Origin of the sequence: Domibacillus sp. PGB-M46 (assembly GCF_022668875.1) — a bacterium.
Taxonomy (GTDB): Bacteria; Bacillota; Bacilli; order Bacillales; family Domibacillaceae; genus Domibacillus.
On record NZ_JAKGCR010000004.1, the window covers coordinates 158,773 to 184,628 of the forward strand.

Below are 25,856 nucleotides of genomic sequence, written 5' to 3' on the forward strand. Positions count from 1 at the left end.
AGCCGCCAAGAGCAGCCGGTTTGCACCATACTTTTTCTTGTCTATATTTGTCCGGCTAACTGGGCAGATTCAATTGCAGCCATTTCCTTAAGCATTAAAACCGCTGATTGAAGAATCGGAAAAGCAACAGCGGCACCTGACCCTTCTCCCAGTTTCATTTGAAAATCAAGAAGCGGTTCTTTTCCTAACAATTCAAGAATAGTGGAATGGCCGGGTTCAACCGAGCAGTGAGCCATGATCATATAATCCTTTACATTGTTTGATATTTTCGATGCAGCAAGTGCCGCCGTCGATGCAATAAAACCATCTACAAGAGTCGGTGTTCTATTCGCTGCAGAAGCAAGCATTGCCCCTGTCATACCGCATATCTCCAATCCCCCTCCTTTCTCTAATACGTCAATTGGATCATCTGCATTCGGCTTTCTTCTTTCAAGTGCCAGGCGGATCACCTGTTTCTTATGTTCTCTTCTGTTCTCTTTAATTCCGCTGCCTGCACCTTTCATCTTTTCGATGCTGAGCCCGCTGAGCGCGGCAACCGTACTGCTTGCGATTTGCAAAACCGATCCCCATCTCTCCAAGGATTAGACATTTACCGCCGCCGTGAATCATTGCTTCTGCCTGCTGACAGCCTGTTCGATTGCTTTGACCGCTTCATCCCGGCTCGCGTTTTCGTTTAAAAAGTTAGCCGCCTCGTATTTAATCTTCTTGTTTAACAGCTTCTCCTCTTCCATATCTACTGCTATCCCGATATCCACTAAACACATTTAGGCCCCAATGAATTTACCGAAAATATTGATAGCCGCTTCCCCATTTAAAAAATTGCCTATCATTTGAATCGTCACTTTCTGCGGAAAAGCAGACACCCCTTTAGATACGACTCCATGATCGGCCGCAAATACAATCACACCCGGCGGTGAAACAACAGGAACCGATTCTCCCGCTCTTTCGTCCAGGCTCGGTATATGTACAGCCATTATCTTGCTTTCCATCAATCCAAAAACATTCTTTCTCCTTTTTATCTGCATACAGCTTCAACAAAAAGCCGCTAGCAGCCAGAAACAGCCTTGCCACATTTATTTTACAATGTAGGTGGAGACCAAGAAAAAGCCGGCTCCTGATTGGAGCCGGCTGCATTCAAATATTAGTTGCCTGCTTTAACACTTTGCAATTTGCCGCGAAGGACCATCTGCAAAATACCGCCATGACGGTAGTAGTCAACATCTACTTCAGAATCAAAACGGACAAGCGCTTCAAATTCTGTTTTCTTGCCTTCTTTATTTGTAGCTGTTACTTTAACGATTTCGCGTGGTTTTACACTGTCTGTAATCGCCACTTCGAATGTTTCTTCTCCTGTTAAGCCAAGAGTATCGGAATTCTCGCCTTTTTTGAACTGAAGCGGAAGCACACCCATCATGACAAGGTTGGAACGGTGAATACGCTCATAGCTTTCCGCGATAACTGTTTTTACGCCAAGAAGGTTTGTACCTTTTGCTGCCCAGTCACGTGAAGAGCCCATGCCGTAGTCTTTGCCTGCCAATACAACGAGGCCTGTTCCCTGCTCCTGATACTTCATGCAAGCATCATAAATCGGCATTACTTCGCCTGTCGGCCAGAATGTTGTGTATCCGCCTTCTGTGCCTGGAGCAATCTGGTTGCGAATACGGATGTTCGCAAATGTACCGCGCATCATGACTTCATGGTTTCCACGGCGTGAACCGTAAGAGTTGAAGTTACGAGGCTCTACGCCTTTTTCACGCAAGTATTTGCCTGCTGGTGTATCTTTGCCGATTGCACCCGCTGGTGAAATGTGGTCCGTTGTAACAGAGTCACCGAATTTACCCATCACACGAAGGCCGGCAAGTGCCTGGATCGGCTCTGGATTTGGTGAAAGATTTTCAAAGAATGTTGGGTTCGCAATGTACGTGGATTCAGAATCCCAGCTGTAAAGAGCATCATCGTTCGTTTGGATTTGATTCCATTTTGCATTGCTGTTAAATACTTGATCGTATTCTTTGCGGAACAATTCAGGTGTTACCGTGCGTTGTACTGCTTCTTTTACTTCTGCTGTACCCGGCCAAATGTCTTTAAAGAAAACATCTTGTCCGTCTTTTCCTTTGCCAATCGGATCTTTTTGAAGATCGATGTTTACGTTGCCTGCAAGCGCATAAGCCACAACAAGCGGCGGAGACGCAAGGTAGTTTCCTTTTACAAGCGGGTGAATACGTCCTTCAAAGTTACGGTTTCCTGAAAGAACAGACGTGACAAGAAGGTCAGAATCAATAATCGCTTTTTCAATTTCTTCTTTCATTGGACCTGAGTTTCCGATACATGTTGTGCAGCCATAGCCGACAACGTTGAAGCCGATTTTCTCCATGTATGGAAGAAGGCCGGAATCACGCAGGTAGCCTGTTACAACTTTTGAACCTGGCGCCAATGAAGTTTTTACATACTTCGGCACTTCAAGACCAAGTTCAACCGCTTTTTTCGCAACTAGACCTGCTGCCAGAAGAACATATGGGTTTGATGTATTTGTACAAGATGTGATCGCTGCAATACCGATCGCCCCTGTTTTCATTTCTGCTGTTGTGCCATCTGCAAATGTAACGGTTGCTGTACGGTCAAGCTCTTCCTTTGTTAAGCCAAAACCATGGTTGCCTTGCGGCGCGCTTACAGCTTCCTGGAATGATTTTTGCATTTGAGAAAGCGGAATTAAGTCCTGCGGACGTTTTGGTCCAGACAAGTTTGGCTCAATTTGGGCCAAGTCTAGCTCTACTACTTGTGTGTAAACAGGATCTTCGTTCGCTGGCGTAAAGAACATGTCGTTTTCTTTCAAGTACTGCTCAACGACTTGAATGTGTGCTTCATCACGTCCAGTTAAACGCATGTAATCAAGCGCTTCTGAATCCACTGGGAAGAATCCGCATGTTGCACCGTATTCTGGCGCCATGTTTGCAATCGTTGCACGATCCGCAAGCGGAAGCGTAGCAACACCTGCACCGAAGAATTCAACGAACTTACCAACTACGCCTGTTTGACGAAGCACTTGTGTTACTTTTAGTGCAAGGTCTGTCGCTGTAGCGCCGTCTGGAAGCTCACCTGTTAGTTTTACACCTACAACCTCAGGAATTGGGAAGTAAGATGGCTGTCCAAGCATACCTGCTTCTGCTTCAATTCCTCCAACGCCCCAGCCAAGTACACCGATACCATTGATCATCGTTGTATGCGAGTCAGTTCCAACCAATGAATCAGGGTATGTTTCAAATTCACCGTTTGCTCCTTCTACTGCATGAACAACGCTTGCGAGGTACTCAAGGTTTACCTGATGGACGATACCAGTTGCCGGCGGAACCGCACGATAGTTATCAAATGCTTTTTGGGCCCAGCTTAAAAATTCATAACGTTCTGCGTTACGATCAAACTCAAGCTCCATATTGCGCTCAAGTGCTTCTTGTGTACCGTAAGCATCTACCTGAACAGAGTGGTCGATAACAAGGTCAACTGGAATCTCAGGATTGATCACTTGTGGATCGCCGCCGATATCTGCCATTGCTTTACGAAGTGATGCCAGGTCAACAACAACCGGTACGCCTGTAAAGTCCTGCAGGATAACACGGGATGGCTTAAATGGAACTTCTGCTTCTGCATCCGCATCTGCTCCCCATTTAGCCAGGTTTTCAACATGTTCTTTTGTAATGACATAACCATCAAATTGACGAAGAACAGATTCAAGTAATACTTTAATTGAGTAAGGAAGACGGGATACGTTTCCGATACCTGCTTCCTGAAGTGCTGCCAGACGGTAGTAGTTATAGCGCTTACCGTTTAAGTCAAAGCTCGCACGGGCGTTAAAAACATCAGTAGTCGCCATTTTGGTTCCCCCTCTTAACTAGTTGAATATGTACTAAAACGATTGGAAAATAAATTTTTTGTTTTTTCTAATTTTCCACCCCCTTTATCTTAGTACATTCATTAACATAAGTAAATAAAAAGAAATTTATTGCTTCCGATAAGAAAAACAAATCACTTAAAAAATGATTGTTGCCCCGTCCTTTTAAAGTATCCCCTACCCAGCCGTGTTTTTTCAAGAAACAACTAGTTATATTTCCAGTCAAGCGCGGGCATATGCTTAAAATTCATTCCCTAAATGGTGCTCAGTGCCCAGCGCTGGTGGTCTGCTTGCCGTCCGGTCGAGTGTTTTCACATTGTTTCGCTCTTTTATTTTCTAAATTAATTCCCGGAGCTTTATTTCGAACTTATCAATCTTATGCAGTTTGCATGTATAATGAGGCCGGGCAAGCCCTTCTGCCAGCTTTTCACCTTCTACATTAATGTTTCTGGGAAGAACAAAAAACATTTGCCATCATCCCTGTCTCTCCCGCTTCATCAGTCACTTAACACATCACTGTTACCCCATTTTTGTGTGGTTAAACTGGCAGCTGTTTCTGAATACCGCGTTTTGAAAAACAGGGCTGCGGGTAAAATTATTTATAAGCAGGCGCCCAAGCGGCAGCTTCTGTAAGAAGGAGGATTTTCGTATGTATACTAGCAACGTAAATAAAAAACAAAAAAGCGGCGGACTCGGCTATCTTTTAGTGGGGGCAGGAGCCGCAGCATGGTGGCTGTCCAAAGAAGGAAATCGTTCCAAATTAGACGGCTTGATTTCCCAGGCGAAGCAAAAGTTAAGCAGCTCTCCATCTTCTAACGAGCCATCTCCGCTTCAAAAAGCAGGCGATTCACACTCAATTGATGTCTCTGATCATAAAATGGTTGGAGAAGGACCCCAATTTGCTGTTGATTACTACAACAAAAAACAAAAATAAGCTGTTTAATTTGTTTCATTTCAATGAAACGAGTTGATTTATCAGCGTTCCTACGAGGGTAGATGATTTTTTGCTTTTCAGTCTCCCTATTGTTCCCCCACTACTACAGGTGAACAATAGGGGAGACTTTAAATTTAGGACAGATACTCTAGACCTTTTTATTTTTCTTCTATGGATCTTTTGACCAACCTTCGCGGCTTTTTAATGTACCCAGTTTTAGATCATGCTTTTCCGCTAATGCAGTAAGCGTGATTTGATTGTTTTCCATTCTGATCTGATATCATCCCAGTTCGCCACTTCACATCACCACTTGTTTTTAAGCAAAGAAAAAAGCAGCCCGCAGGCTGCTTCCTTCCACTCTGTATTTAGCTAATTACTTCCTCAAAAACTGCTTTTAGATATTCATCAAACTTATGTTCATTAAAGAATCCACCTTCGTGACATACCCAATTACCTTCGGATACTAAGGGAGATATAATATCAATTCGCTGACGGTCTTCTCCAATAATCTTAAAAACCTCAATAGAGTTTTTGTCTCTTTTGAACCCAAGAACGTGTCCCTGGATTCTTATTTCCGAGAAAAGTTCATCTTCTGGATAATCACTATATACTTGGATATCTCCATAAGTTGCTGGTATAAAGTCCTCTACGCTTTCACCAAACTTTTCGACGCGATCATTGATAAAAGATACAGCACGATCTGTTAACTCTTTCCTCTTTACATCATTTGCATACTGCTCTCTTAAACTCGCTACGAATCGGCTTTCAAAACTCATACAAGCACCTCCCTTAGTTTATTATCATTATTTCGACAAAAGGAGATATTTTCCTGCATCAAACATATCTGATTCCGTGAAATGGCTGCTCAAGCGAGATAATCTCATGCAAACCAAACAGGAAATCGATTTAACCGCGGTTTAAAACATTAGAGAGTATCCTGGTATCAAAAGCGGCCGTTGCGGCAATGCTTATTTTAAGAGTTCCATCAAAATATGGCCTTTCTTTGAATCCCTTAACTGTGGGAGAAACCAATTAAACCCGGCCAACTGGCAGGGTTTAATAATATCTGCAATTTAATTGAGTCAATCACATCCTTCGTTAACTGTCACACCCACTAGTTGATGAAAAACGATTTAAATTTATTTTTAAATAAAATGTAATGGAATAAAAAAGAATAACCCGTGCAGGCTGCTTCATGATAAAAGCAGTTCCTATAGGTTTTTAAAAAGACATTTTACACTTATCTTTCACAAAATTCTCTTTCCATCATTTTCAGCTTTCTTTTCATCTCTCGAATATCTTCTTTCATCTCTCGAAGATCATCTTCCATCCGTTTAAGCTCGTCTTCCATCCGTTCACGCCGACTTCTACGGTCGCGGTTACTGCAGTTAGAGCACATACCATACTCTCCTTTCATTTTTTATTGTCTTACACCATTAGAATATGAAAAAATGCTAGACATGCTTGGGAGATTATCCACAATTTAAGTAATAAGTAAAAGAAAAAGAGGACTGACTAAAACTTGCAAAGATCGCATTTAAGCACAAAAAAGATTTAGCCCTAAAATCAAATCCCGAAAAGCAGACTGGGTTGCTCTTCACTTCTGCATGCCGGCTTTTATGCTAGAAAAACGGTTGGGCGCCGGTAAGGCTGTAGGCGCTGTTTAATGTTGAGTATGCTTTCCCGGAAGGGCGCCTTGCTCTATGGAAGATCCCTTAATCGATTCATCTTCAGACTACAATAACTTTGCCTGATCTATATCTTTATAATCAATAGTGACGTTTCATCCCAAAAAACATAACGGTACTTGGCACCCTATCCCCCTTCGGAAATGAAAACTTTGAAGAGAAAAGTATGTTGCTTCAAACAAATAATTCATCATAATTTATATAAAATAATTAAGTATACCCCCGAATAATAAAGTGCTGTTTTTAAACCGGAAAGATACCTAACAAAGATTAAACTTGCAAACAGTGGTAAGATTAAGATTGAGGATTTATCCTATGGACAAAATTTCTAAAAGTGGCTTGGAAGAAAGGTGTCACCTTTTGTCTAAAATAGATTTAAAAGGAGCGTTTGTAAATGAAAACAATGACTAGACTCACTTTCGCCAATAGCCAAAAAGAGCTGGATCATAAAATTGAACAAATTACACAAAATCATGAACAACGAAATCCCGAATGCAAAGTCGAGATTTCTTACTTAGACCCGGAATTAAAGGATATTCGTTTTCTAAAGGACCAAACCACACAATTATTAATTGGAATACGAATAGTTGAAAAAGCAAATGGCGATAAATAAGCAGTATTAAACATGTTTATTTATTTTGAAAAAAAGAGGTGTAAAAGTATGGCAGGTAAAAACAAGTATCATACTGGAGAAATAGTGAAAATAAAAACAACGGATGAGTTAGTAACCATAAATAAATGGCATTATGTACAAAATATGAAGCAATACTCTTATACCGTAAAAGAGTATCCATTAACTTTTTATTTCGAAGATGAATTTCACAGCCATAATTAAATTAATCAGTGCGGTTGACGAAACCGCAGCCAAGTCGACTCTAGAAAAAAATATTTATGAACATGCATTGAGCCTCAATGAGCCTCAAAAAAGCACCCAAACGGTGTGAAAAAAGCCACCTAGCGTATGATGATAAATATAAACGTAATAAAGGTGGCTGCTTTTGTGATAGAAGTGAAAGATCTCTTTCTCAACCAGCCTGTCCCTTTCTGAGACAGGTTTTTTATTTTACACTATAAAGGAACGTATATTCTTAAAAAACTTTATTTATCTGCAAACCCAATCAACTTCAGACAATTTGAGGACGTGACCGGGAACCTTCTTACCCTCTCAGAATTGCGTTTATTTCTGACCGGAGCTAGAGGCCATGAGAGAAATAACTAACTATATCCTAATCCTCCTCCCAGGTTATACAGGGATCCGTAGAGGCCAGGGCCTAGGTCTTACATGGAATGAAGTTGGTGTAAAGAACAAAACAGCCCTTATAAAAGGACAAGAGAGACGTATGGGTCTCGTCCACTCAAAATCAAAAATAATTATCGGACCGTTTTGGTAGATGATATTGTTTTTCAGCAGCCGGAAAAGTATAAAAGATGGTGTGAAGAAACAAAGCTAAAAAATAGAGCACGATTAACGGACGATGATTATATTTTTATCTCTATCAAGGTAATACCCCAACCAGACCTGTGACCGTCTATACTCTTTTGAACAGCTGCATCAAAAAAATAGGGGTAAAGCGAATTACCCCACATGGGTTACATCATACTCACGCGTCTATCTCAATTAGCCAGAAAGTGCCGGTAAACGTCATAGCTGCTCGTTTAAGATGGTCCTCTCTACTTACACTGTTCATCATACCTGCAGCTCTGTTTTCATGTTGGCTGCTCCTTATAGGTAAATCAAAAAAGGCATAAACACAGGACACTATTTCGCGTCTTTTTAGTGCCCTCTGCTTTTATAAGGCGGCAACTAAAAAAACATGTTTAATGTTCTTCAGGCTTAAACCGTTCATCCTTTGCTTCATTGTGCCCTTCCTTAAATAATGGTTGTGTGTTTGAAGAAGACTTTAAGGATTTTATCCCATTTTCAGATAAGGTGTCTAATATTTTTTGAATATTCCCTTTCGTGGCAGGAGCCTTGCCTGGTTTTACGGTAATTGAAAATAAGCAGTTCCCTGAATTCAGGAAACCGTATTTGAATTTTCATAAGCAAAACAAGCCCTATAATAAACAAAGTACCGCCATAAAGCGCCTGCTATTCCGTTTTATCACTAACAGATCAATTGATGATTGTACCAACTGCAATCCTCATAACCGCTTATGCAACGGGCATAAGTGATGATTTTGAAATTTACTGCTTGTTCAGCCCCATTAAACAAAGCATTAGTCGCCAAAACAAGCAAATAAGAACAGCAAAAAGCCGCCGGAAATCCGGCGGCTTTTACTGTTCTCTTTTTGTGTATTCGCCAACATAATATAAAATGTCAGATACATACTGGTCACTTTGATTATAAGCGAAGATCGCCCGTTTCATATCACCATCGGCAGCACCGTTTTCACTTAAATAATGGGCAGCACTGTAGATCGCATCTTCCACATTGAAAGGATCTGCTTTCCCATCTCCATTGGCATCCACCCCGTATCCGCCATATTTTGCAATGACAGCCGGATCTGTTTTTTCCTCTTCCGGGATATCACCTTTACCGAGGCCGCTGCAAGTCGGGTGCTCCCATCCTACAAACGTGCACGGCATAAACTGCATCGGACCTTCCGCGCCTGCTGGAGAAATCATTGGATCCATCGTTGAAAATTTTGTTTCTACACGGTGGTGAGCAGCAAGAAGCTCCCACGGAATTCCATACTCTTCAGCTGCCGCTTTATAGATCGGCATGTACTCTTCTGGAATCGACTTAGACTGCAGAAATTTCGGCGCTTTGTCTGTTATTGAAAAAACGGCCATTAAGAGAAAAGCGGCCAGCAGGAATGGAATCGCCAAACAGCCATACGCCCGTTTTTTCAATCTTCTTCTTTTTTTTGCCATGATCGTTAAACTCCTTAAATGCTCTTGCTTAACTCATCATAGAAAAGACCGGACGAAACTTCAAGCAAAAACAAATCTCTCTTCTTCATAGAAGAGAGATTTGTTTTTCTTTATAAGTTCAGAAGACACCCATCTATTTTCCTTGTTCCTGCAGCCTTTCTTCCACCAAACGGAAGTGATCATTTCATTTCTCCGCTGCATTGTCATGAGCGAGCGGCCAGGAGAACGTTCTATCAAGTAATGGAACTTCCTGAAAGCATGTCGCCTGCATCAAGCTGCTTTAGTCCGGGTGTTTTTGCAGCCGCTTCTGCCGCCTTTTCCCGAAGCTTCAATTCTTCGTTTTTCAAATCCGCCAGCGATTTTGAAGCTTCTGCTTCCGCTTTTCGAAGACGGCTGCTTTCAAACTGCCAGCCGTTTGCCGTTGCGCGTGCAGCTGTCAGCTCCGCAATCAAATCTGCTTCATAGTATGGATACTTTTCCATCACTTCGTCTGCCATTTTCTCATAGGATGCTTGCAGCTTTTTCTCGAGCGTGTTTTTTTCAGTGTGCCAGTACGTGTTTGACAGCCAGGCGCCGGCAGCAGATAAAACACCTCTTTTTTCCCTATTTGTATCTATTTTTTCTGTTACCCGAATCAACTTTTCTCTAAGCCGTGTATTCGATATGCTCACGTCCCCAAGAAAAGGGCGGGCGGCATCGGTTTTCAACAGTACAATAAGCCGCTCTCTTAAGTTTTGGTAAACGGCTTCAGCTCTTTTTTCTGAGCTCTCAGCCAAAGCCAGCTCCTGCTGAATGTGCAAAATATGCTTTTCTTCTTTTTGCTGCTCAAGCTTCAACTCGTTAATCTGCCTGAACAGCAGCAAATAAGCAGACTCTCTTGTAACCCATTCTGATGACAAAATTGATTCATCATTTGCTTGAGCGCTTTCATCCGGTGTATACAAAATCAGCATTGCCGCAGGCAGCAGCCAGCTGCCCGAAAATAATGTTTTCAGCGCTGCTTCCGTCGTAAATAGGGCATCCGGGTGGAGAATCCACATTTCTTTTGGAAAGCCCGGCGGCACCTCCTTTTGAATCGGAGAAAGGATCTCGCCATACATGAATAAACCAGAGCGGATGCCCATTTCGAATACAAGCGTTTCTAGGCCGATCCCCTGCTTGATCTCTTCAAAAGAAGCACTGCGGTGTATATGTAAATGCTCGAAAATCTGCACTTTTTTAAAATCCGGCAGTTCTTCCCAATAACGGCGGATATTTGCTTGAAGAGACTCTTTCCCTTCTTCCGCTTTTTCATTTTTTAAAAAGCGCTCAAACAACTGGACATATTCGTAATGAAGCATAAATTCAAGCTTGCTGGATATAAAAGAAGCTTCAAATTGTGCTTCCACCGCTTTATTTTTTTTCGCTCTTCTTTCAAACCATTTATTCTCAATTTCCGCACTGCGCGCGGTTACTTTTTCTCTTTCATTTAAGCGTGCGGCCGGCAGTTTCATCAGCTTGGCTAATGCCAGAAACACATCAAGCTGAAGCACTTGATCCGGAATCTCATTTCTTTTTTTTATTTCAGCTGCAATGGCTCCAAAATAAGGAGCAGTTTCTTCTTTAGAAAAACGGCTTTTTGCTTTTAATGCCAGCAGTTCTTTTGCCTGCATGGAATGCAAAATCGCGTGAATCATCCGAAGCTTCGGACCTGTCACATTTGCTACCGCTTTGCCGATCGGCTTTAACTCTGTCATGTTGATCCGCTCCATTTACTCCTTTTTTTCTGATTTTACACGAAAAAAGTATGGAAAGAAAATGAAACCCTTTCTTTCTTTTCACACCCATTGTTTTAAAAGTATATCTTTTTTTCCTTTTTATAGTTGCTAATTGTCTGCCATTTTTTTAGAATAAAGATACAATTCTGATTTGTAAGCGATTCCAGAATTGAAAACGGCCTAGGGGAGGGCTTTTATGGAACAGAAAGTAGAACGCGTTTTACAGCCGCAAAAAAACTACGATTATGAGAAAATTGCGGCCAGTCCGGAATTCAAGTCACTGATCCGCAAGAAAAACAAGTTTTTACTGCCCGTTACCATCTTTTTCTTACTGTTTTATTTTTCATTGCCCCTTTTAACTTCTTTTTCAACCGTGCTGAATAAACCGGCGGTTGGCGATATTTCGTGGGTATGGGTACTGGCTCTGGCACAGTTTATTATGACCTGGACGCTTTGTATGGTGTATGTTAAAAAAGCGAACGGATTTGATGCCGATGCAGAGAGCATTGTAAACCGCCACAACGATACGAAAGGAAGTGACCGCCCATGAGTATGATAGGGCTTTTTTTCTTCGTTGCCATTGTGGGGCTGACTCTGTATGTGACGTATCTGGCTTCCAAGCGGACAAACTCCGCCAGTGAGTTTTACACGGCTGGGGGAGGGCTGACCGGCTGGCAGAATGGCATTGCCATTGCAGGTGATTACTTATCGGCGGCTTCATTTCTTGGTATTGCCGGTGCCATCGCCCTAAATGGCTTTGATGGCTTTTTTTACAGTATCGGCTATCTGGTGGCGTATCTCGTTGTCCTGTATATTGTAGCTGAACCGCTTCGCAACTTAGGCAAATACACCCTTGCCGATATGATTACAGCCCGTTTTAATCAGCAGAAAATTCGCGGAGCTGCGGCCATTTCTACTTTAACCATTGTTCTCTTTTATATGATTGCCCAGCTTGTTGGGGCTGGTGCATTAATCCAGCTCTTGCTTGGCATTGATTATTGGGTAGCTGTTTTGCTTGTCGGCATTATGATGACCACATACGTGCTCTGGGGCGGTATGGCGGCTACCAGCTGGGTGCAAATCATCAAAGCGGTTCTTCTCATGATCGGTACGGTTTTGATTTCGTTTCTTGTTTTACTAAAGTTTGATTTTAATATCCTGAAAATGTTTACCGACATGAAATCCGTTACACCTGCGGGTGAAGCGTACTTGAATCCAGGCGTAAAATACACAAACGGGCTGGATACAATGTCTATGATGATTGCCCTTGTGTTAGGAACGGCCGGCCTGCCGCATATTTTAATGCGCTTTTTCACTGTGAAAGATGCCCAAACAGCGCGCAGTTCTGTGGTTTATGCTACCTGGATTGTTGGAATCTTTTATATTTTAACGATTTTCCTTGGCTTTGGCGCCGCTGCTTTTGTAGGCTCTGAAAAAATTGTGGCAGCCAATGCAGCCGGCAACATGGCCGCGCCTCTACTCGCTCAGGCGCTGGGCGGCGATCTGTTAATGTCCTTTGTATCTGCTGTTGCTTTTGCAACGATTTTAGCGGTTGTGGCCGGTCTCGTGCTATCCGGTGCATCTGCTTTTGCTCACGATATTTACGGTCAGATTATTAAAAAAGGAAATGTCACCGAAAAAGAGCAAATGAATGCAGCCCGTTTTGCTTCAATCGGCGTTTCCGTTTTTTCAATTATTTTAGCTCTTGGCGCCCAGACGATGAATGTAGCGTTTCTTGTATCGCTGGCCTTTTGTATTGCCGCAAGCGCAAACCTTCCTGTTATTATTTATACAATTTATTGGAAGAGATTTAATACAGCCGGTGCGCTGAGCGCTATGATTACAGGTCTTGTAACCGCCCTTGTACTGGTTGCGTTAAGCCCGAATATCTGGAGTCCTGAAGGCACAGCCATTTTAACAGGAACCGCTCTATTCCCGTTAACAAATCCGGCGATCATTTCTGTGCCGGCCGGTTTTATCGCAGGCTATATTGGATCAATCGTTTCGGCTAAAGCAGATGCACGCAAATATGCGGAAGTAGCCGTTAAAGCCAATACTGGATTAAAATAAAAGCACGGAGCAGACGGAACGGTCCGTCTGCTCCGTTTTTTCATACAATAAAAAAACAAGGAGGTTTTCGATTTGCGTAAGTTTCTCACAGCCGGTTTATGTATCCTTCTGGCTGCTGCGATCGTTCCCCTGCCTTCAAAGGCGGCTTCAGATCCTTATTTATCTGCACTGGCTCATGTAAAAAACAGTAAACAAGTAATCATTGCAGAAGGAAGTACAAAATCGATCACAGCCACGATCCGCCTTTACGAGAAAACAGGGCGCCACTGGCAGCTAAAACGGATTTCTCCGGCAGTTACCGGGAAAAATGGCTTATCCTTCTCCAAACAAGAAGGAAACGGCGCCACCCCTACCGGCTTTTATGACATTGGCCGCATGTTCGGCTATGCCCACAAACCAGCAGGTGTCCGGAGCAGCTACACGGTCACAAACCGGTTTCATTATTGGATTGATGACCCCTCTTCACCAGATTATAACAAATGGATTTATTACCGGGGTGACCCTGCTGGCCGCTGGAAATCATTCGAGCGCTTAAACCATGAATTATACAAACACGCTATCGTCATTCGCTACAATGAAAACCCAATCGTCAAAAATGCAGGCAGTGCCATTTTTATTCACCGCTGGCGGACAGGATCGACGCCAACAGCCGGATGCCTGGCGCTAAGCGAATCGCATTTACTGGTTTTAATGAAATGGCTGGATCCTGCTAAATCACCGAAAATTGTCATCGGCACACCTGACTCGGTCCGTTCTGACCTCGTTCAGGCCTCTGCTGATTAATTGAGAGAATGATTCATCTGCCGGATAAGCAAATCAATATAAAGCAGCGTTTTTCCGCTCATATCTTTGCTGTTAAACCCGGTAATTTCACTGATGCGCTTCATCCGGTAAGCAAGCGTATTGGGGTGCACATGCATCACACCCGCCGCCTCGTTTATATTGCCGTCATGGGCTAAAAACATATAAAGCGATTCAATCATATTTGCATTATGTGTTTTGTCGTATTCTTCAAGCGCTTCAATAACCGCATTTTTTTTGCCAAGGCGGATGGAGCGAAACTGTTCAATTGATTGAAAAATACCGAGCTGGTCAAAACAATGGGGCAGTGTAATGGTTGAAAAAATCTGTTTCATTTTTAATACACGAAGCGCTTCCTGATAGCTTTCCTGTACATGCAGCGGGTTTTGTACAGCCGTTCCTGCCGCCCCGACCGGCGAAAGGCCAAGCCGTTCCGCTGATTTAGACGTAAAATCAGTAATATAGGAGCTGACCGTTTCTAAATCAGCGGGTTCTTTAAACCGGATCAGCAGAACCAGCTGCTCCCCGTCATAGGTTCTGGCAATACTGGCCAGCTGTTGCAGGGTTTCGGTCAGATAATCGATTTGCCGCTCCAGTGTACGGTCAATGGCACGGCCGAAATCAAAAAGAATAACCAGTAAACTGCCGGTCAAGGAAAGTCCGTATGCTTTGTTGGCCTGTTCCATTTCATTGCGCGTGGCGAAATGTCCGGTCAAAAGCTTCCAAAAAAACTCCTGATGGCTTTCTTCCGCTGCACGCTTTCTTTTTTCATGCTGCAAAAGCTGGTTTCTTACCGCTTTCGCCGCTTCCTTTAAAATCGCCATCTGTTCATCTGAAAAATGAGCACCTGACTGGGCCCAGATAAAGCCGATCACTTTATCCTGTTTTCGTACCGAAATGGCCACCCGCTCACCGAGAGAAACTTGTCCAATTGCAGGAATCACAACGGGTTCCTCTGTTTCAAAAAGAGTCGGGATCGCTCCGCTTTTCCATAAGCTGTTTATCACGTGCTCGGGTACTCTTCGTCTCATAATGGTAGCAATTCGAACGGGATCAATTTCTCCTTCGTGTCGGCTGTAGGCAATAATCTGGTGATTGGCATCTTCAATCGTAATCGGGCAAAGAAGTGCTTCACTGATTCGGTCTGCCAGCATTTCAATTGATTCATACTCGTGGGCAAAATAATGTGTTTTCTCGTTTGACATATCCATCCTCCGGTGCAATAGGCTATATTTATTATAATCGCCGCCCGATTAATTGTAAAAAAAACCGAAAAAAACAGGTCCTGTTGCCTGGTAGATGTATATGCTTCAACGTGAATGATTTGAATTGGGTAATGTTCAACCTTAATGGTGAATCTGGCTTCTTCTACTGACCTAAAAAATGGGCCGGTTTAGTTCGCGACTATCGTTATTCCATTACCTTTAACTTTTTAAGACAAAGATAAAACCAATAGATAAGAGCCAAAGCAGATAAGTAAGCCACATAAGTCCAAAAAACATTCCAGCCGTTCCTATATATAATAAGCCCTGTAAAAACTAATATACATTCAAGCAGGGTTATACATAATGCAGTGAAAAAAATAAGCAAATGTGGATGTTCCTTTTTCATTATAAAAAAAATCAAATAGCACCCTATTATAGGGTATATACCTATATTAAACGGAAGTGCCGGCAAGGTTTTCTGTACGGTAAAAGGATATATCTCACCGAAATTAAAATAAATCCAAAACTCATTGATAAGATAGGCAATAACTGATGTAAAAGGTCCGATCAATGGGATTATTTTTTTGTTTTTTGAATGAAGATGCATGATTCCAATGATCCAAGGAACTATTAATATCATTAAAGAAAAGTACATCTTATTTGAACCTCCATTGTGTTACCTTTCTTCATCAATGAGCTGCTTTGAACGAATTTTGCCTATACATAGCTTAACCAATTTACAGTTATGCGATACTCCGTTAAAAATACTCTCCGGCGTTTTACGCCCAGCCCCAAATCAGCTGTACATACGGCTGGGCTGGCAGTTTTGACCGAACCGACAACACAGCTTACGGAAAAAACCCCTTGAAGCTGCACAGCTCAAGGGGTTGTCTATATATGAGTATATGGACCTGCTGCACGATTTACACTCTTGGTAATGTACTTAGAAAACATCAGCTAAATATGATTGAATAAAATCGGGTAATAGCTGAAAAAATAATCCCTCATATTTAATATCGAGTAAGCCAGCAATAAACAGTAATATAATCATTAAAATTAAAATAGGTTTCTTATTCTTTTTAAATATCGACTTCAAAAGGCTCCCTCCACTAAAATGTTATAATAGGAAGCTTGTTCCTGTGCGAGGCCGCAAGCTTATCCCTTTCTTTTGTCCACTTTTCAACTTTAGACAGCTGACTCTTTTGACTGCCCGTTTTTTGAGCGCGCAGCTTACCTATCTGTCATTCAAAGTCTACTCATGATACATACTGCCGCATCAATACTTCATTTCCAATACCACTGGACAATGATCGCTCCCCATAACACCAGCATGGATTTCTGCTTTTAACAGAGATTCGGCCATTCGTTCGGAGACAATAAAATAATCGATTCTCCAGCCGATGTTTCTCTCTCTTACCTTACTCATATAAGACCACCATGTATAAGCGCCTTCTCTGTCAGGATAAAAATACCTGAAACTGTCGATAAAGCCCGCTTCCAGCAATGCTGTCATCTTGCCCCGTTCCTCTTCCGTAAAGCCTGAGTTTCCCCTGTTAGACCTAGCGTTTTTCAAATCAATCTCCCGGTGCGCGACATTCAAGTCTCCACAATAAATGACCGGCTTTACACGATCCAGCTGGATTAAGTAATCGCGCACCTCCTCTTCCCAGATTAAACGATAATCAAGACGGGAAAGATCCCTTTTGGAATTAGGTGTGTAAACATTGACTAGAAAAAATTTATCAAACTCAAGGGTAATGGCCCTGCCTTCCGATTCTTGTTCATTCGCACCAATCCCATACTTCACTGAAAGAGGCGGAATTTTAGTAAAAACGGCTGTGCCAGAATACCCTTTTTTCTCTGCATAATTCCAATATTGATGATAGCCTTCCAGGTCAAGATTGATTTGACCTTCCTGCAGCTTCGTTTCTTGAAGGCAAAATATATCAGCGCTTACTTCATTGAAATAATCCAAAAATCCTTTTCTCACACAAGCTCTTATGCCATTCACGTTCCATGAAACCAGTTTTACCATGTATGTTTGTCTCCTCGCTGTCCCTTTTAGTAAACTCCATGGTTACTATACTAGTTAATAGAAAGAAAAGCATCCAGTGACGAATTTTTTTGGTAAAACAGTTTGTTAATCGCGTTAAATAAAGCAGAAATGCAATTGGCCATGTATGAATAAAACGGGAACGCTATAGAAACTCTTAAAACGCTAATCTTTTTAACACGTATATCCTTAGTATCGTTACATTTTATGGATTATCATTGATGTTTTCTTTTTCAGTTAAAACAGCTTAGACGTTAACGGCAAACGAGTAAAACCTGTAAGCAATATACTTACCCTATCCGTTTTGTTGTAAAGTGACTGTCTCAAACATAAAAAAGCCAGCTTAAAAAAGCAGCTGGTTGTTTCTATCGTGCAAGAATTTTTTCATTTTCTTCTCATTCAGCCCATCGACAATACGGTCTAGTTTCTCTTTACTAATTTCTAAAGCATATGACCGAAATAGGCCTTAAAAAATTTGTTCATTTGCACTAACCAAGCCGCTTCCTCAATCTCACAATTCGGTTGGTTTGGTTCATACTTTTCATTCATAGGCTCTCATTTGTATTACGTAAAACAGTGCCAAATGCCCTTTTAGATGTAACATCTGAATGAATGTAGAACCGCTTTTTTATGGAAAATATTATATAAAACCAAAAGCACTGTTCAATGAGCCGATTTATTTTTAATATGTGTATAGATCCTATAAGAATGTCTTACTAAATCTAAAACAAATAATGGAATCTTAACAGGGAATTTATATAAAGTTTTCCGGTAAAACTTATAATAGGCTTTGACGATATCATTCCATTTTTCATCTTCCTGCTCTTTGTAAAAATCAGATACATCTACAACATATCCCTTTCCGTCATTCATCATCACATTTTTCCCATGTACATCCACAGGTGTCAGCCCTTGACTTCGAGCATAATCCAAAGCTTTATTGATGTCTATGATGACCTGTTCCGGTATCCTGATTCCTTTTGCAATTGCATTGTACAGGGTAATTCCTTTTAGCCTTTTTAACACAAGGAAGTTCTCTCCCTTATAGACTAATTGAGAATAAGCGGGATGGTGCCCAATTCTTTGGTAAACCTCCGCTTCTTTTTCTAATCCTTCCAAGTTTCTGGCGTAGATTTTTACAACCCAATCTTTATTTGAATGATGAAGAAAAACAGCAGCATAGTTACCGACACCAAGACACTTCCACTCTTTTGGTGTGTAAAGAACCATAATGGGTTCGAATGGATTTTTACTTTTCATTTTTACGTTATGTATAAGCGTTTTTTCAATTAGCGCAACGTAACTTTTCATTCTTCAATACAACTCCGTCCGTAACATCACAGTGCTTTCTTTAAATAATGGCAAAACCTTTATATTATATTAGTCCTCATCGCTTTAATTAAACAGGCTTTTTTTGCCTATAATGAAATACATCCCCTTATTTATTCAGGAACATAACATCAATGATACCGGAGTAACAAAAATTCCTCAAAATGGAAAATAGATCATAAAAGGATATGTACAATCTTTGAACCATATGTTCCTGAAATAGCCAGCCGCCAAAGGGAGCCGGCTATTTCCGCCGGCCCTCTCCTTTTTCCAGGGAGGAAACAAGCGGCAGGAGCTGCTTGTAAATACGGACAATTTCCTCTATTTTCATCCTTACCAGGCCACTGGAAGAAGGCGCCACGAAGTCCAGCGTACCTTGAACGACAGAAACGGGCTGGGGGCCCCATGCAACCTGCTTCCTGCCGCTATATTCCTGATAAACCCCTTTGCCGACAAAACAAACAATTGCAGGCCGATAATGTTCTATCTTTTTCTTTAACAAAACCCTGCCCTCCTGATACTCTTCTTTTGTAATTTCATCAGCCGTTTTCGTTGGCCTCGCCACAATATTTGTTAACCCGTACCCTAACTCTACCAATTGACGGTCCTCAATTGCTGTAAATTTTCTAGGGGTTAATCCCGCTTCAAAAAGAATTTTCCAAAAGCGGTTATTCGGATTCGCAAAATGATGTCCCGTTTCCCCAGAGCGGACACTGGGATTGAAACCGACAAAAAGAATATCAAGATTTTCTTTTAAATGATCTTTAATTGGTTTCACCCTTCAGACCTCCCTCTCTTTTAATCGACTCGTTTACTCTCTGTACTATTCCCTGTTTTTTGATGTGATAAAAAACAGAACCCTAATTCTTACTTGTCGGTACAGTTTTTCAATTTTGCTTTATTGTTTCGGATAACTCAAGCAGCCGTAAAATTTACAAAAGCTAGTTTATCAGATCGATATCGTATTCATTGAAAAGGTACACCGGCCCAATCAGGAAAGCTTGTCCTATAACGAAGTGGTGAAAACAGACACAGACCTCCACAGAGTTATATATGAAGGGACCTCGGCAGATACATCGTTTGGCAATGCAAACTTCATGCTTCAAAGTGATGTGACCAAAGCACAACCACGGCCTTGGAGAAAATGCTCGTTCTGATGTCCAGAGCACTACAGAAGATTGCAACACTACTTAAAGTGGCAGGAGCTCTGAAGAAGCACAGAAGATCATTGACAGTGAAGGTGAATGAACTTCTGAAGCTGGTATAGCTGGTGCGCAGTTCATACGTTTATTATCACTTGCGACGGCGAATCACCTGGCACAAACGCTGCCCTAATATTCATGAAAAATAAACTGGAATCTAAATCCTAAATTGGATTGAAGCAAGCCCTGCTTAAGGAGGGGTGTTTGTTAGGCTTTGAAAATGGCCGGCTCAGGCTTTTGCTTTTCGGCCAGCTGTTCATGCTGCACCTCAAATAACGTAGTTACATTCCTTTTTGGTTAAATTCTTCCCAATTTTTCCGTATATGATCGTATGATAAAAACAGAAAATCCCTTGACGTTATGCAGGGCGTAAAGGATGCAATTGGATCGGGCAGATGGATTGCATTTGAATGAAACACCTCACACCTGCATATGGACGTTTTAAAACAAGCAGCGGAGCCTACACAGCAGCTGCCTCTCTGGCAAAAACACCTTTTAAACAGCCAGCTGCGGGATGGCTGTTTCATTCGCAACGAAAAAAACCCTTGATGATCAAGGGTTTTCACAAGTGTTGTCTAAGGTGTGCCCAGCGGGGAACGTGCCCCGATGCCTGGAACCTGCTGAAGTATATGACTATTGTTGATAAAGGAGAGCAATAAAAACAGGCTGGAAGTCGAAGAGGATCTGGACAATAAGAGGAACTTAATACTTTCTTGCGCCGCATTTCGGGCAAATATACACATCTTCGGCATCAAAAATGGATCCGCACTTTGTTTTTTCAAGTACAATCATAGCGCTGCGAAGCTCCGCCCGTTGTCCTTCCCAACCACATTCACACTTGACGTTGTTTGTTGAGCCAAATTTGTACAATCCATAATTCATACTGATTCACCCCTTAATTAGCGTATTCAGATATTATCTTATCTGTATGTTCATTTTACCGAGATAGACATTACATTTCAATATCACAAAAATTAAATTTTTGTAAATCTTAGAAAATATTTTTTTAAACTAAAAAACTCCGGATCCAAATCCGGAGTTTTTTAGCTTTGTTTACTATTTGGAAAGCGATTTTACATCCTGGACCATTTCGTCAAACGGCACTTCTTCCCCGTCCTGTTTATTTCCCGGATAGCTTTTTACAACAATTCCTTTTTCATCGACCAAGTAAAAGCTTGTTCCATGAATAAACTGGTCTGATTTCGGATCTGGCAGCGCAATGGCTTGAAAGCTTTTCTCCGCAAATGCGCTTATCTCTTCCTCTTCATATCCTGTTAAAAGGTTCCAGTTCGATTCATCCGCTTCGTAATGTGAAATATAGCTCTTCAACGCCTGTGGTGTATCCCGGGCCGGGTCAATGCTGAACGACACAATTTCATAGTTTTGAACGCCTTCCTCGTTCAAGCGGTCCTGCAGCTCGCTCATATTTCTTGTCATGGGCGGGCAAACCGTCGTACAGCTTGTGAAAATAAAATTGGCAAACCACACTTTCCCCTTCAAATCAGCCAGACCAACTTGTTCACCATTTTGATTGGTGTAGGTAAAGTCTTGGACTTCCACATCCATGTTGCCTTCAAACTGACGGCCGCATGCACAAAGCAATAAAACAGCAGCGGCCATAATAAAAACGGACTGAACTATTTTCACATAACTCCCTCCAAGCACCTTTTATCTTTTTATCGTAGAGGAAACCTTCTTATTTCTCAATGTGCTGCTGCGGCCTGATCTTGAATACTTTATGAACGTTTTTATCTTTCTCCTGTAAAAACAAATGCGGCTTTGCTTCCGGTATCGGACTGGCCTACCTCCAGACGAGCATCAATCCGCTCTTTCAGCTCTGGCACGTGGGAGATAATACCGACCAGGCGCCCGTCCGCTTGTATATCCATTAACGTTTCAATGGCCTGGTCCAGCGATTCCGGATCAAGCGTGCCGAATCCTTCGTCCACAAACATCGTTTCAAGCGATACGCCGCCTGCATGGTTTTGGACCACTTCCGCCAGTCCGAGCGCAAGAGCAAGCGCCGCTTTAAAGCTTTCTCCCCCGGACAGTGTTTTCACATGCCGGCTGGCACCCGTATATTGGTCAAACACGAGAAGATCCAGGCCGCTTTGTGCATTTCCTTTTGACCGCTCGGTTAAACGCTGCAGTAAAAAACGGCCATTTGTCATCGCTGAAAGCCTCGTGTTGGCTGCGGTCAAGATATCTTCCAAAAACGATGCCAGTACATATCGTTCAAACGTTACCTTCAGGTCATTTTTTCCGTGCGTTACTTCAAACAAATGGCCAGAAAGGCGGTACGATTCTTCAGCCTTCGCCATCCGTGCCGCTATCTCTTCAACCGACTGGCGGATGCGCCGCGATTCTTTTGCACAACCAGCAACAGAAGAAGCCTCATTTGCCCATTGAACAGCTTCTTCATTTAACGCTCCAATCTCTTCTTCAAGCTTGCTGATGTCTGCCCGCTCATATCCTTGAAGAGTAGTGTGCAGCTCCTCTATCAGTAAAGCAAGCTCGCGTACTTTTTGTTCGAACTTCCGGACCTTTTCTTTCATTTCTGCAAGAGATTCGAGCCATTTCTTCGCTTCCTCATATTGTTCGGCGGACCCAAAACCAGCCTGCTGCCGCTTTTGCTCAAAAGCCGCTCTTACTTCACGATAGTCCTTTTCTGCTTCCTGAAGCGTTTGCCGGCGCTCCTCCAAAACAGACAGGGCTGCCTGCATAGCTGTACGGGCGCGCTGAACGCTTTCTGCTGCCTGTTCATAGCGGCGCTCTAAAACGGCTGCTCTTTGCTCTATACGTTCAAGCTCTCTGGCAAAGTAACCGCTGTTGCGCATCGGCTCGGGAACTGACTGTTCAAGCTGCTGCCGTGTACTCTGTGCTTGAATAAAAGCTGTATGATCTGCCATTTCCTGCTGTCTCGTTTGTTCTAATTCGGCTTCAAGCTGTTGTTTTTGTTTTTTCAGCTCATCCAGCTGCCCTTCCAGTTGCTGCTTTTGCTGAAGATCCTGGGCAGCTTGTCTGCGTGTTTGCTCGGCTTCTTTCAATCGCTTCTTCGCTTCTTCTGTCCCAAAGTCAGACGGAAGCTTAGCTTTTAGCTTGTCCACGTTTTCTGCTGCATGCCCCAATGCAAAACGGGATTCCATCCACTTCTGCTCCGCCTGCCGGTTTTCCCGGCTAAGAAGATCTGCTTGCTGCTCCGCTTTCTTTAATGCCTGCTCCCCAAGCGTTGCTTCTCCTCCTGCAGCCGGGTTAGGATGATGCATAGAGCCGCAAACGGAGCATGGTTTGCCTTCCTTCAGTTCGCGGGCCAGCATCGCTGCCTGGCTTCTGTGCCACTCTTCCCTTTTATGCTGCAGTTCTTTGGCAGCTTCAGCCGCGGCTGAGGCTGCTTTCTGCGCTTCGATTTGGGCTGCTTGTTCCCTTTTTTGAAGGTCGCCCATTTCTTTTTCGGCATCAGCTAACTCTTGAAATTGTTCAATCAACGCGGTTAATTTCTCAATCTGATAGCCTGATTCCAAGTATATTTCTTTTGAAGAATCGAAAGTTAGCAGAGACGCTTCTATCTTTTTCCCGGCGGCATCCAGCTCTTCGTTTTTCCGGAGAAATTCGGCAGCGGCTTGTTTTGTTTCCTTGAGGCGCCCTTCTGTCTCTCCTGCTTTTTCTACGGCATCCTGATAGACATAAACCGCTTCTTTTATCGACTGAAGATGCTGAAGCTCTTTTGTGCATTCATCCCGTTCAGGACGGCGGCTTTCTTCTGCTTTCAGCCGTTCTTCCGCTTCTTCAAGCAGCTGCTGTGTGTGTTGCATCTCCGCTTCCGCTTCACTTTTTCTTCCTTCGGCAGTGTGCACAGCCTGGCGGGCCCGCTTTTCCATCATTTCATAGGATTGCAGCTTGTCTGCCCGCTCGGCTTCATCGATTTTCTGGCGGCATCTCTCCATACCTTCTTTTTGTTCATCAAGCTCTTTTTGTTCCAGCCGGGCCTGCTCCAAACGATCAAATTGGGCGTTTCGAGACAGCCCCCGCTCCCGTTCTCCCAGTAAAAAATCACGGCGTTCGCTTAAACGCTGCACTTTTTCCTGCAAGCTTTTATGCCGCTTATCCATTTCTACAAGATCGTGCTCAAGCTGATCAAACACTGCCCGTCTTTGAATGGGCTCAGCTTCGAGCAGCGCGCGCATCGTGCTTGAGTAAGCAGGCAGACTTTTCAAAAGAGCCATCTGCTGGTCAGCAGCCCGGCCGGCTTCCTTTTTCAATGCATCGGATTTTTCTTTTAAAATATCCTCTACCCGTTTATAAAAAGAAGTTTGAAACAGCTTCTGCAAAATTTTCTCTTTTTCCTGGCTGCCGGCCATTAGCAACTTTTGAAATTCTCCCTGCGGAATCATTAAAATCTGCCTGAACTGATTGGCTTCAAGACCGACTAATTCATTTATTTTTTCGTCCGTATCCCGTACATTTGAAGCAAGGAGCACTTCTTTACCGTCTGCTTTTTTTTCATACAGCTCAGCGGTAGCACCTGCTGTTGTCATACCGCCTCCGCGTGCTTTTGGCTTTTCCTGCTGAGGGGTCCGCCGGATTAAAAACGTCCGTCCTTTCAACTCAAATAAAAGCGATACTTCCGTCAGCTGTTTTGGATCTGCAAATTGGCTTCGCATTTCCGAAGCGCTTCGGTGATCCCCGCTTGGCTTGCCATACATCGCAAAGCTGATGGCGTCAAATATCGTTGTTTTCCCTGATCCCGTTTTGCCGGAAATCACAAACATTTTTCGGTTTTCGAGCGCCGAAAAATCAATCACCTGCCGGCCTGCATACGGACCAAAAGCAGTCATTGTCAGTATCACAGGCTTCATAATCCGTTTTCCTCCTGTTTCGCCTCTTCTAAAATAGAAGTCATATACGTTTTTTTCTCTTCTGAAAAACCGAGCCCCGTCATCGCTTCATAAAATTCCGCAAACAGATCGAGCTCGCTTTGTTTTTCCCTCATAGAAACAGAAGATTCAAATGACAGAGGGGAAGCAGCTGCTTTTTCAAGATGGAGAATATGAGGGAATTTATGCTTTAGCTTGGCCATCGGATCAATAAGGGCTCCTTCATCCCTTAACCGTACCTTGATATAATCCTCTGAAGCTTCTCCTTCCATCAATTCATCAAAAAAACCGGTGACGATTTTCATATCGCGCACAGGTGCCAATGCTTTTTTGGTAATCGAAAGCTTCTTTTCTCCATTTATTTCCACGATGGAGACACTTTTCGTATGGGACGCTTCTGAAAACGAATATTTCAGCAGTGACCCTGCATATTGAACCGTCTGGTGGTGAATGGCTGCCGGATTGTGCAGATGGCCAAGCGCCGTATAGTCAAAAGGAGCAAACAGCTCAACACCGACATTTCCTGTTCCGCCGACTGATAAAATCCGCTCGGAATCACTTGTTTCCCCTCCTGTGACAAACGCATGGCCCACCGCCACATGAATGCCGTCCCGATCCATTGTTTCGCTTAAACGCCCGGTTAAGACTTTCATCGCATCATGGTGAGTGCGAATGGAATCGTCCTCGTATAAATAACGAACTACACCCGGCTCCACATAGGGAAGACAATGGAAATGAACACCTTCAATAACCGGACAGAACATGTTTTTCTCCATTTTCCCAGCCAGGTAAAAGCGGTTTTGCCGAAACCACGTTGAACCGAATGCCAGCCGGTCTGCACTGTCGTGGTTGCCCGAAATGGCGACGATCGGTATATTCATTTCTACGTTAATTGTAAAAAGCGTTTCATTCAGCAAATTAACCGCCGAAGCTGGCGGAACCGACCGGTCATACAAATCTCCCGCGATCACCAGGGCATCCGGCTGCTCCTGCTCCAGCAGACGAACCAGCTCCTGCAGCATAAAACGCTGATCCTCGATCATCGATACGCCGTGAACCATTTTTCCGAGATGCCAGTCAGCGGTATGAATAAATTTCATTTCGGTTTCCCCCTACTGCGTATGTATGTTCCGATCATAGCAGATGAACAAGTTCTTGAAAAGAATGAACAAGCAGTTTCTT

The 25,856-nt window shown here is 42.9% G+C and carries 23 protein-coding genes; 6 read left to right on the forward strand and 17 right to left on the reverse strand.

Features of this window, described 5'->3' with window-relative positions:
• Window positions 1-41: 41 nt before the first annotated feature.
• The 4 genes from L2D08_RS06710 to acnA form a co-directional block, all read right to left on the reverse strand.
• Window positions 42-557 (reverse strand): nicotinate-nucleotide--dimethylbenzimidazole phosphoribosyltransferase, encoded by a 516-nt coding sequence (locus tag L2D08_RS06710; RefSeq protein WP_242232982.1) that lies wholly within the window; start codon window positions 555-557, stop codon window positions 42-44.
• A gap of 48 nt (window positions 558-605) precedes the next feature.
• Window positions 606-755 (reverse strand): hypothetical protein, encoded by a 150-nt coding sequence (locus tag L2D08_RS06715; protein ID WP_242232983.1) that lies wholly within the window; start codon window positions 753-755, stop codon window positions 606-608.
• 9 nt (window positions 756-764) lie between these two features.
• Window positions 765-974 (reverse strand): nicotinate-nucleotide--dimethylbenzimidazole phosphoribosyltransferase, encoded by a 210-nt coding sequence (locus tag L2D08_RS06720; RefSeq protein WP_242232984.1) that lies wholly within the window; start codon window positions 972-974, stop codon window positions 765-767.
• Window positions 975-1,141: 167 nt separating this feature from the next.
• Window positions 1,142-3,868: an aconitate hydratase AcnA gene (gene acnA, locus L2D08_RS06725; protein ID WP_242232985.1), complete on the reverse strand. Its 2,727-nt coding sequence runs from the start codon at window positions 3,866-3,868 to the stop codon at window positions 1,142-1,144.
• 667 nt (window positions 3,869-4,535) lie between these two features.
• Between acnA and L2D08_RS06730 the strand changes: the two genes are divergently transcribed.
• Window positions 4,536-4,820, forward strand: coding sequence for a hypothetical protein (locus L2D08_RS06730; protein WP_242232986.1), 285 nt, complete (start codon window positions 4,536-4,538; stop codon window positions 4,818-4,820).
• Window positions 4,821-5,185: 365 nt separating this feature from the next.
• Here L2D08_RS06730 and L2D08_RS06735 read toward each other — a convergent pair whose 3' ends face one another.
• Both L2D08_RS06735 and L2D08_RS06740 read right to left on the reverse strand, forming a co-directional pair.
• Window positions 5,186-5,596, reverse strand: a complete 411-nt coding sequence (locus L2D08_RS06735; RefSeq protein WP_242232987.1) for a hypothetical protein — start codon at window positions 5,594-5,596, stop codon at window positions 5,186-5,188.
• 464 nt (window positions 5,597-6,060) lie between these two features.
• A complete protein-coding gene (locus tag L2D08_RS06740) occupies window positions 6,061-6,219 on the reverse strand; it encodes a hypothetical protein (protein WP_242232988.1) in 159 nt (52 codons plus the stop codon).
• Between the two features lie 683 nt (window positions 6,220-6,902).
• On the opposite strand from L2D08_RS06740, the gene L2D08_RS06745 reads away from it, so the two are divergent.
• Window positions 6,903-7,121 carry a hypothetical protein gene (locus L2D08_RS06745; protein ID WP_242232989.1) on the forward strand — a complete coding sequence of 73 codons (219 nt, stop codon included), beginning with the start codon at window positions 6,903-6,905 and terminating at the stop codon, window positions 7,119-7,121.
• A 48-nt stretch (window positions 7,122-7,169) separates the two neighbouring features.
• On the forward strand, window positions 7,170-7,343 hold the full coding sequence (locus tag L2D08_RS06750) for a hypothetical protein (protein WP_242232990.1): 174 nt from the start codon (window positions 7,170-7,172) through the stop codon (window positions 7,341-7,343).
• Window positions 7,344-8,783: 1,440 nt separating this feature from the next.
• Here the strand turns inward: L2D08_RS06750 and L2D08_RS06755 are convergent.
• Together L2D08_RS06755 and L2D08_RS06760 are read right to left on the reverse strand one after the other, a co-directional pair.
• Window positions 8,784-9,383, reverse strand: coding sequence for a lytic transglycosylase domain-containing protein (locus L2D08_RS06755; RefSeq protein ID WP_242232991.1), 600 nt, complete (start codon window positions 9,381-9,383; stop codon window positions 8,784-8,786).
• A gap of 233 nt (window positions 9,384-9,616) precedes the next feature.
• Window positions 9,617-11,119: a hypothetical protein gene (locus L2D08_RS06760; RefSeq protein ID WP_242232992.1), complete on the reverse strand. Its 1,503-nt coding sequence runs from the start codon at window positions 11,117-11,119 to the stop codon at window positions 9,617-9,619.
• A 217-nt stretch (window positions 11,120-11,336) separates the two neighbouring features.
• Here L2D08_RS06760 and L2D08_RS06765 point away from each other — a divergent pair, with 217 nt between their 5' ends.
• From L2D08_RS06765 to L2D08_RS06775, 3 genes are all read left to right on the forward strand, one after another.
• On the forward strand, window positions 11,337-11,690 hold the full coding sequence (locus L2D08_RS06765) for a DUF485 domain-containing protein (protein WP_242232993.1): 354 nt from the start codon (window positions 11,337-11,339) through the stop codon (window positions 11,688-11,690).
• Entirely contained in the window at window positions 11,687-13,210 is a 1,524-nt protein-coding gene (locus L2D08_RS06770; protein ID WP_242232994.1) for a solute symporter family protein, read from the forward strand. The genes L2D08_RS06765 and L2D08_RS06770 overlap by 4 nt, the downstream gene beginning before the upstream one ends.
• 72 nt (window positions 13,211-13,282) lie before the next feature.
• Complete coding sequence (locus tag L2D08_RS06775) at window positions 13,283-13,993, forward strand: L,D-transpeptidase family protein (RefSeq protein WP_242232995.1); 711 nt, start codon at window positions 13,283-13,285, stop codon at window positions 13,991-13,993.
• On the opposite strand, the gene L2D08_RS06780 is transcribed toward L2D08_RS06775, so the two are convergent.
• The 9 genes from L2D08_RS06780 to L2D08_RS06820 all read right to left on the reverse strand — a co-directional run bounded on the left by L2D08_RS06780 (window position 13,990) and on the right by L2D08_RS06820 (window position 25,774).
• Window positions 13,990-15,216, reverse strand: coding sequence for a PucR family transcriptional regulator (locus L2D08_RS06780; protein ID WP_242232996.1), 1,227 nt, complete (start codon window positions 15,214-15,216; stop codon window positions 13,990-13,992). The genes L2D08_RS06775 and L2D08_RS06780 overlap by 4 nt on opposite strands.
• A gap of 205 nt (window positions 15,217-15,421) precedes the next feature.
• Window positions 15,422-15,871: a hypothetical protein gene (locus L2D08_RS06785; RefSeq protein WP_242232997.1), complete on the reverse strand. Its 450-nt coding sequence runs from the start codon at window positions 15,869-15,871 to the stop codon at window positions 15,422-15,424.
• Between the two features lie 621 nt (window positions 15,872-16,492).
• On the reverse strand, window positions 16,493-17,251 hold the full coding sequence (locus L2D08_RS06790) for an exodeoxyribonuclease III (protein WP_242232998.1): 759 nt from the start codon (window positions 17,249-17,251) through the stop codon (window positions 16,493-16,495).
• 681 nt (window positions 17,252-17,932) lie between these two features.
• On the reverse strand, window positions 17,933-18,580 hold the full coding sequence (locus tag L2D08_RS06795; protein WP_242232999.1) for a serine/threonine protein kinase: 648 nt from the start codon (window positions 18,578-18,580) through the stop codon (window positions 17,933-17,935).
• Between the two features lie 262 nt (window positions 18,581-18,842).
• On the reverse strand, window positions 18,843-19,376 hold the full coding sequence (locus L2D08_RS06800; protein WP_242233000.1) for a mismatch-specific DNA-glycosylase: 534 nt from the start codon (window positions 19,374-19,376) through the stop codon (window positions 18,843-18,845).
• A 1,126-nt stretch (window positions 19,377-20,502) separates the two neighbouring features.
• Entirely contained in the window at window positions 20,503-20,682 is a 180-nt protein-coding gene (locus tag L2D08_RS06805) for a hypothetical protein (RefSeq protein WP_242233001.1), read from the reverse strand.
• A gap of 174 nt (window positions 20,683-20,856) precedes the next feature.
• A complete protein-coding gene (locus L2D08_RS06810; RefSeq protein ID WP_242233002.1) occupies window positions 20,857-21,447 on the reverse strand; it encodes an SCO family protein in 591 nt (196 codons plus the stop codon).
• 101 nt (window positions 21,448-21,548) lie between these two features.
• Window positions 21,549-24,656, reverse strand: coding sequence for an AAA family ATPase (locus L2D08_RS06815; protein WP_242233003.1), 3,108 nt, complete (start codon window positions 24,654-24,656; stop codon window positions 21,549-21,551).
• The gene (locus L2D08_RS06820; protein ID WP_242233004.1) at window positions 24,653-25,774 is read right to left on the reverse strand and encodes an exonuclease SbcCD subunit D; all 1,122 of its coding nucleotides are present in this window, start codon (window positions 25,772-25,774) and stop codon (window positions 24,653-24,655) included. Before L2D08_RS06820 ends, L2D08_RS06815 begins: the two co-directional genes overlap by 4 nt.
• Window positions 25,775-25,856 lie beyond the last annotated feature (82 nt).

Coding starts and splice junctions, on each gene's coding strand:
- L2D08_RS06720 (WP_242232984.1), bottom strand. CDS start 974: ATGGCTGTACATATACCGAGCCTGGACGAAAGAGCGGGAGAATCGGTT.
- acnA (WP_242232985.1), bottom strand. CDS start 3,868: ATGGCGACTACTGATGTTTTTAACGCCCGTGCGAGCTTTGACTTAAAC.
- L2D08_RS06730 (WP_242232986.1), top strand. CDS start 4,536: ATGTATACTAGCAACGTAAATAAAAAACAAAAAAGCGGCGGACTCGGC.
- L2D08_RS06735 (WP_242232987.1), bottom strand. CDS start 5,596: ATGAGTTTTGAAAGCCGATTCGTAGCGAGTTTAAGAGAGCAGTATGCA.
- L2D08_RS06740 (WP_242232988.1), bottom strand. CDS start 6,219: ATGTGCTCTAACTGCAGTAACCGCGACCGTAGAAGTCGGCGTGAACGG.
- L2D08_RS06745 (WP_242232989.1), top strand. CDS start 6,903: ATGAAAACAATGACTAGACTCACTTTCGCCAATAGCCAAAAAGAGCTG.
- L2D08_RS06750 (WP_242232990.1), top strand. CDS start 7,170: ATGGCAGGTAAAAACAAGTATCATACTGGAGAAATAGTGAAAATAAAA.
- L2D08_RS06755 (WP_242232991.1), bottom strand. CDS start 9,383: ATGGCAAAAAAAAGAAGAAGATTGAAAAAACGGGCGTATGGCTGTTTG.
- L2D08_RS06760 (WP_242232992.1), bottom strand. CDS start 11,119: ATGACAGAGTTAAAGCCGATCGGCAAAGCGGTAGCAAATGTGACAGGT.
- L2D08_RS06765 (WP_242232993.1), top strand. CDS start 11,337: ATGGAACAGAAAGTAGAACGCGTTTTACAGCCGCAAAAAAACTACGAT.
- L2D08_RS06770 (WP_242232994.1), top strand. CDS start 11,687: ATGAGTATGATAGGGCTTTTTTTCTTCGTTGCCATTGTGGGGCTGACT.
- L2D08_RS06780 (WP_242232996.1), bottom strand. CDS start 15,216: ATGTCAAACGAGAAAACACATTATTTTGCCCACGAGTATGAATCAATT.
- L2D08_RS06785 (WP_242232997.1), bottom strand. CDS start 15,871: ATGTACTTTTCTTTAATGATATTAATAGTTCCTTGGATCATTGGAATC.
- L2D08_RS06790 (WP_242232998.1), bottom strand. CDS start 17,251: ATGGTAAAACTGGTTTCATGGAACGTGAATGGCATAAGAGCTTGTGTG.
- L2D08_RS06795 (WP_242232999.1), bottom strand. CDS start 18,580: ATGAAAAGTTACGTTGCGCTAATTGAAAAAACGCTTATACATAACGTA.
- L2D08_RS06805 (WP_242233001.1), bottom strand. CDS start 20,682: ATGAATTATGGATTGTACAAATTTGGCTCAACAAACAACGTCAAGTGT.
- L2D08_RS06815 (WP_242233003.1), bottom strand. CDS start 24,656: ATGAAGCCTGTGATACTGACAATGACTGCTTTTGGTCCGTATGCAGGC.
- L2D08_RS06820 (WP_242233004.1), bottom strand. CDS start 25,774: ATGAAATTTATTCATACCGCTGACTGGCATCTCGGAAAAATGGTTCAC.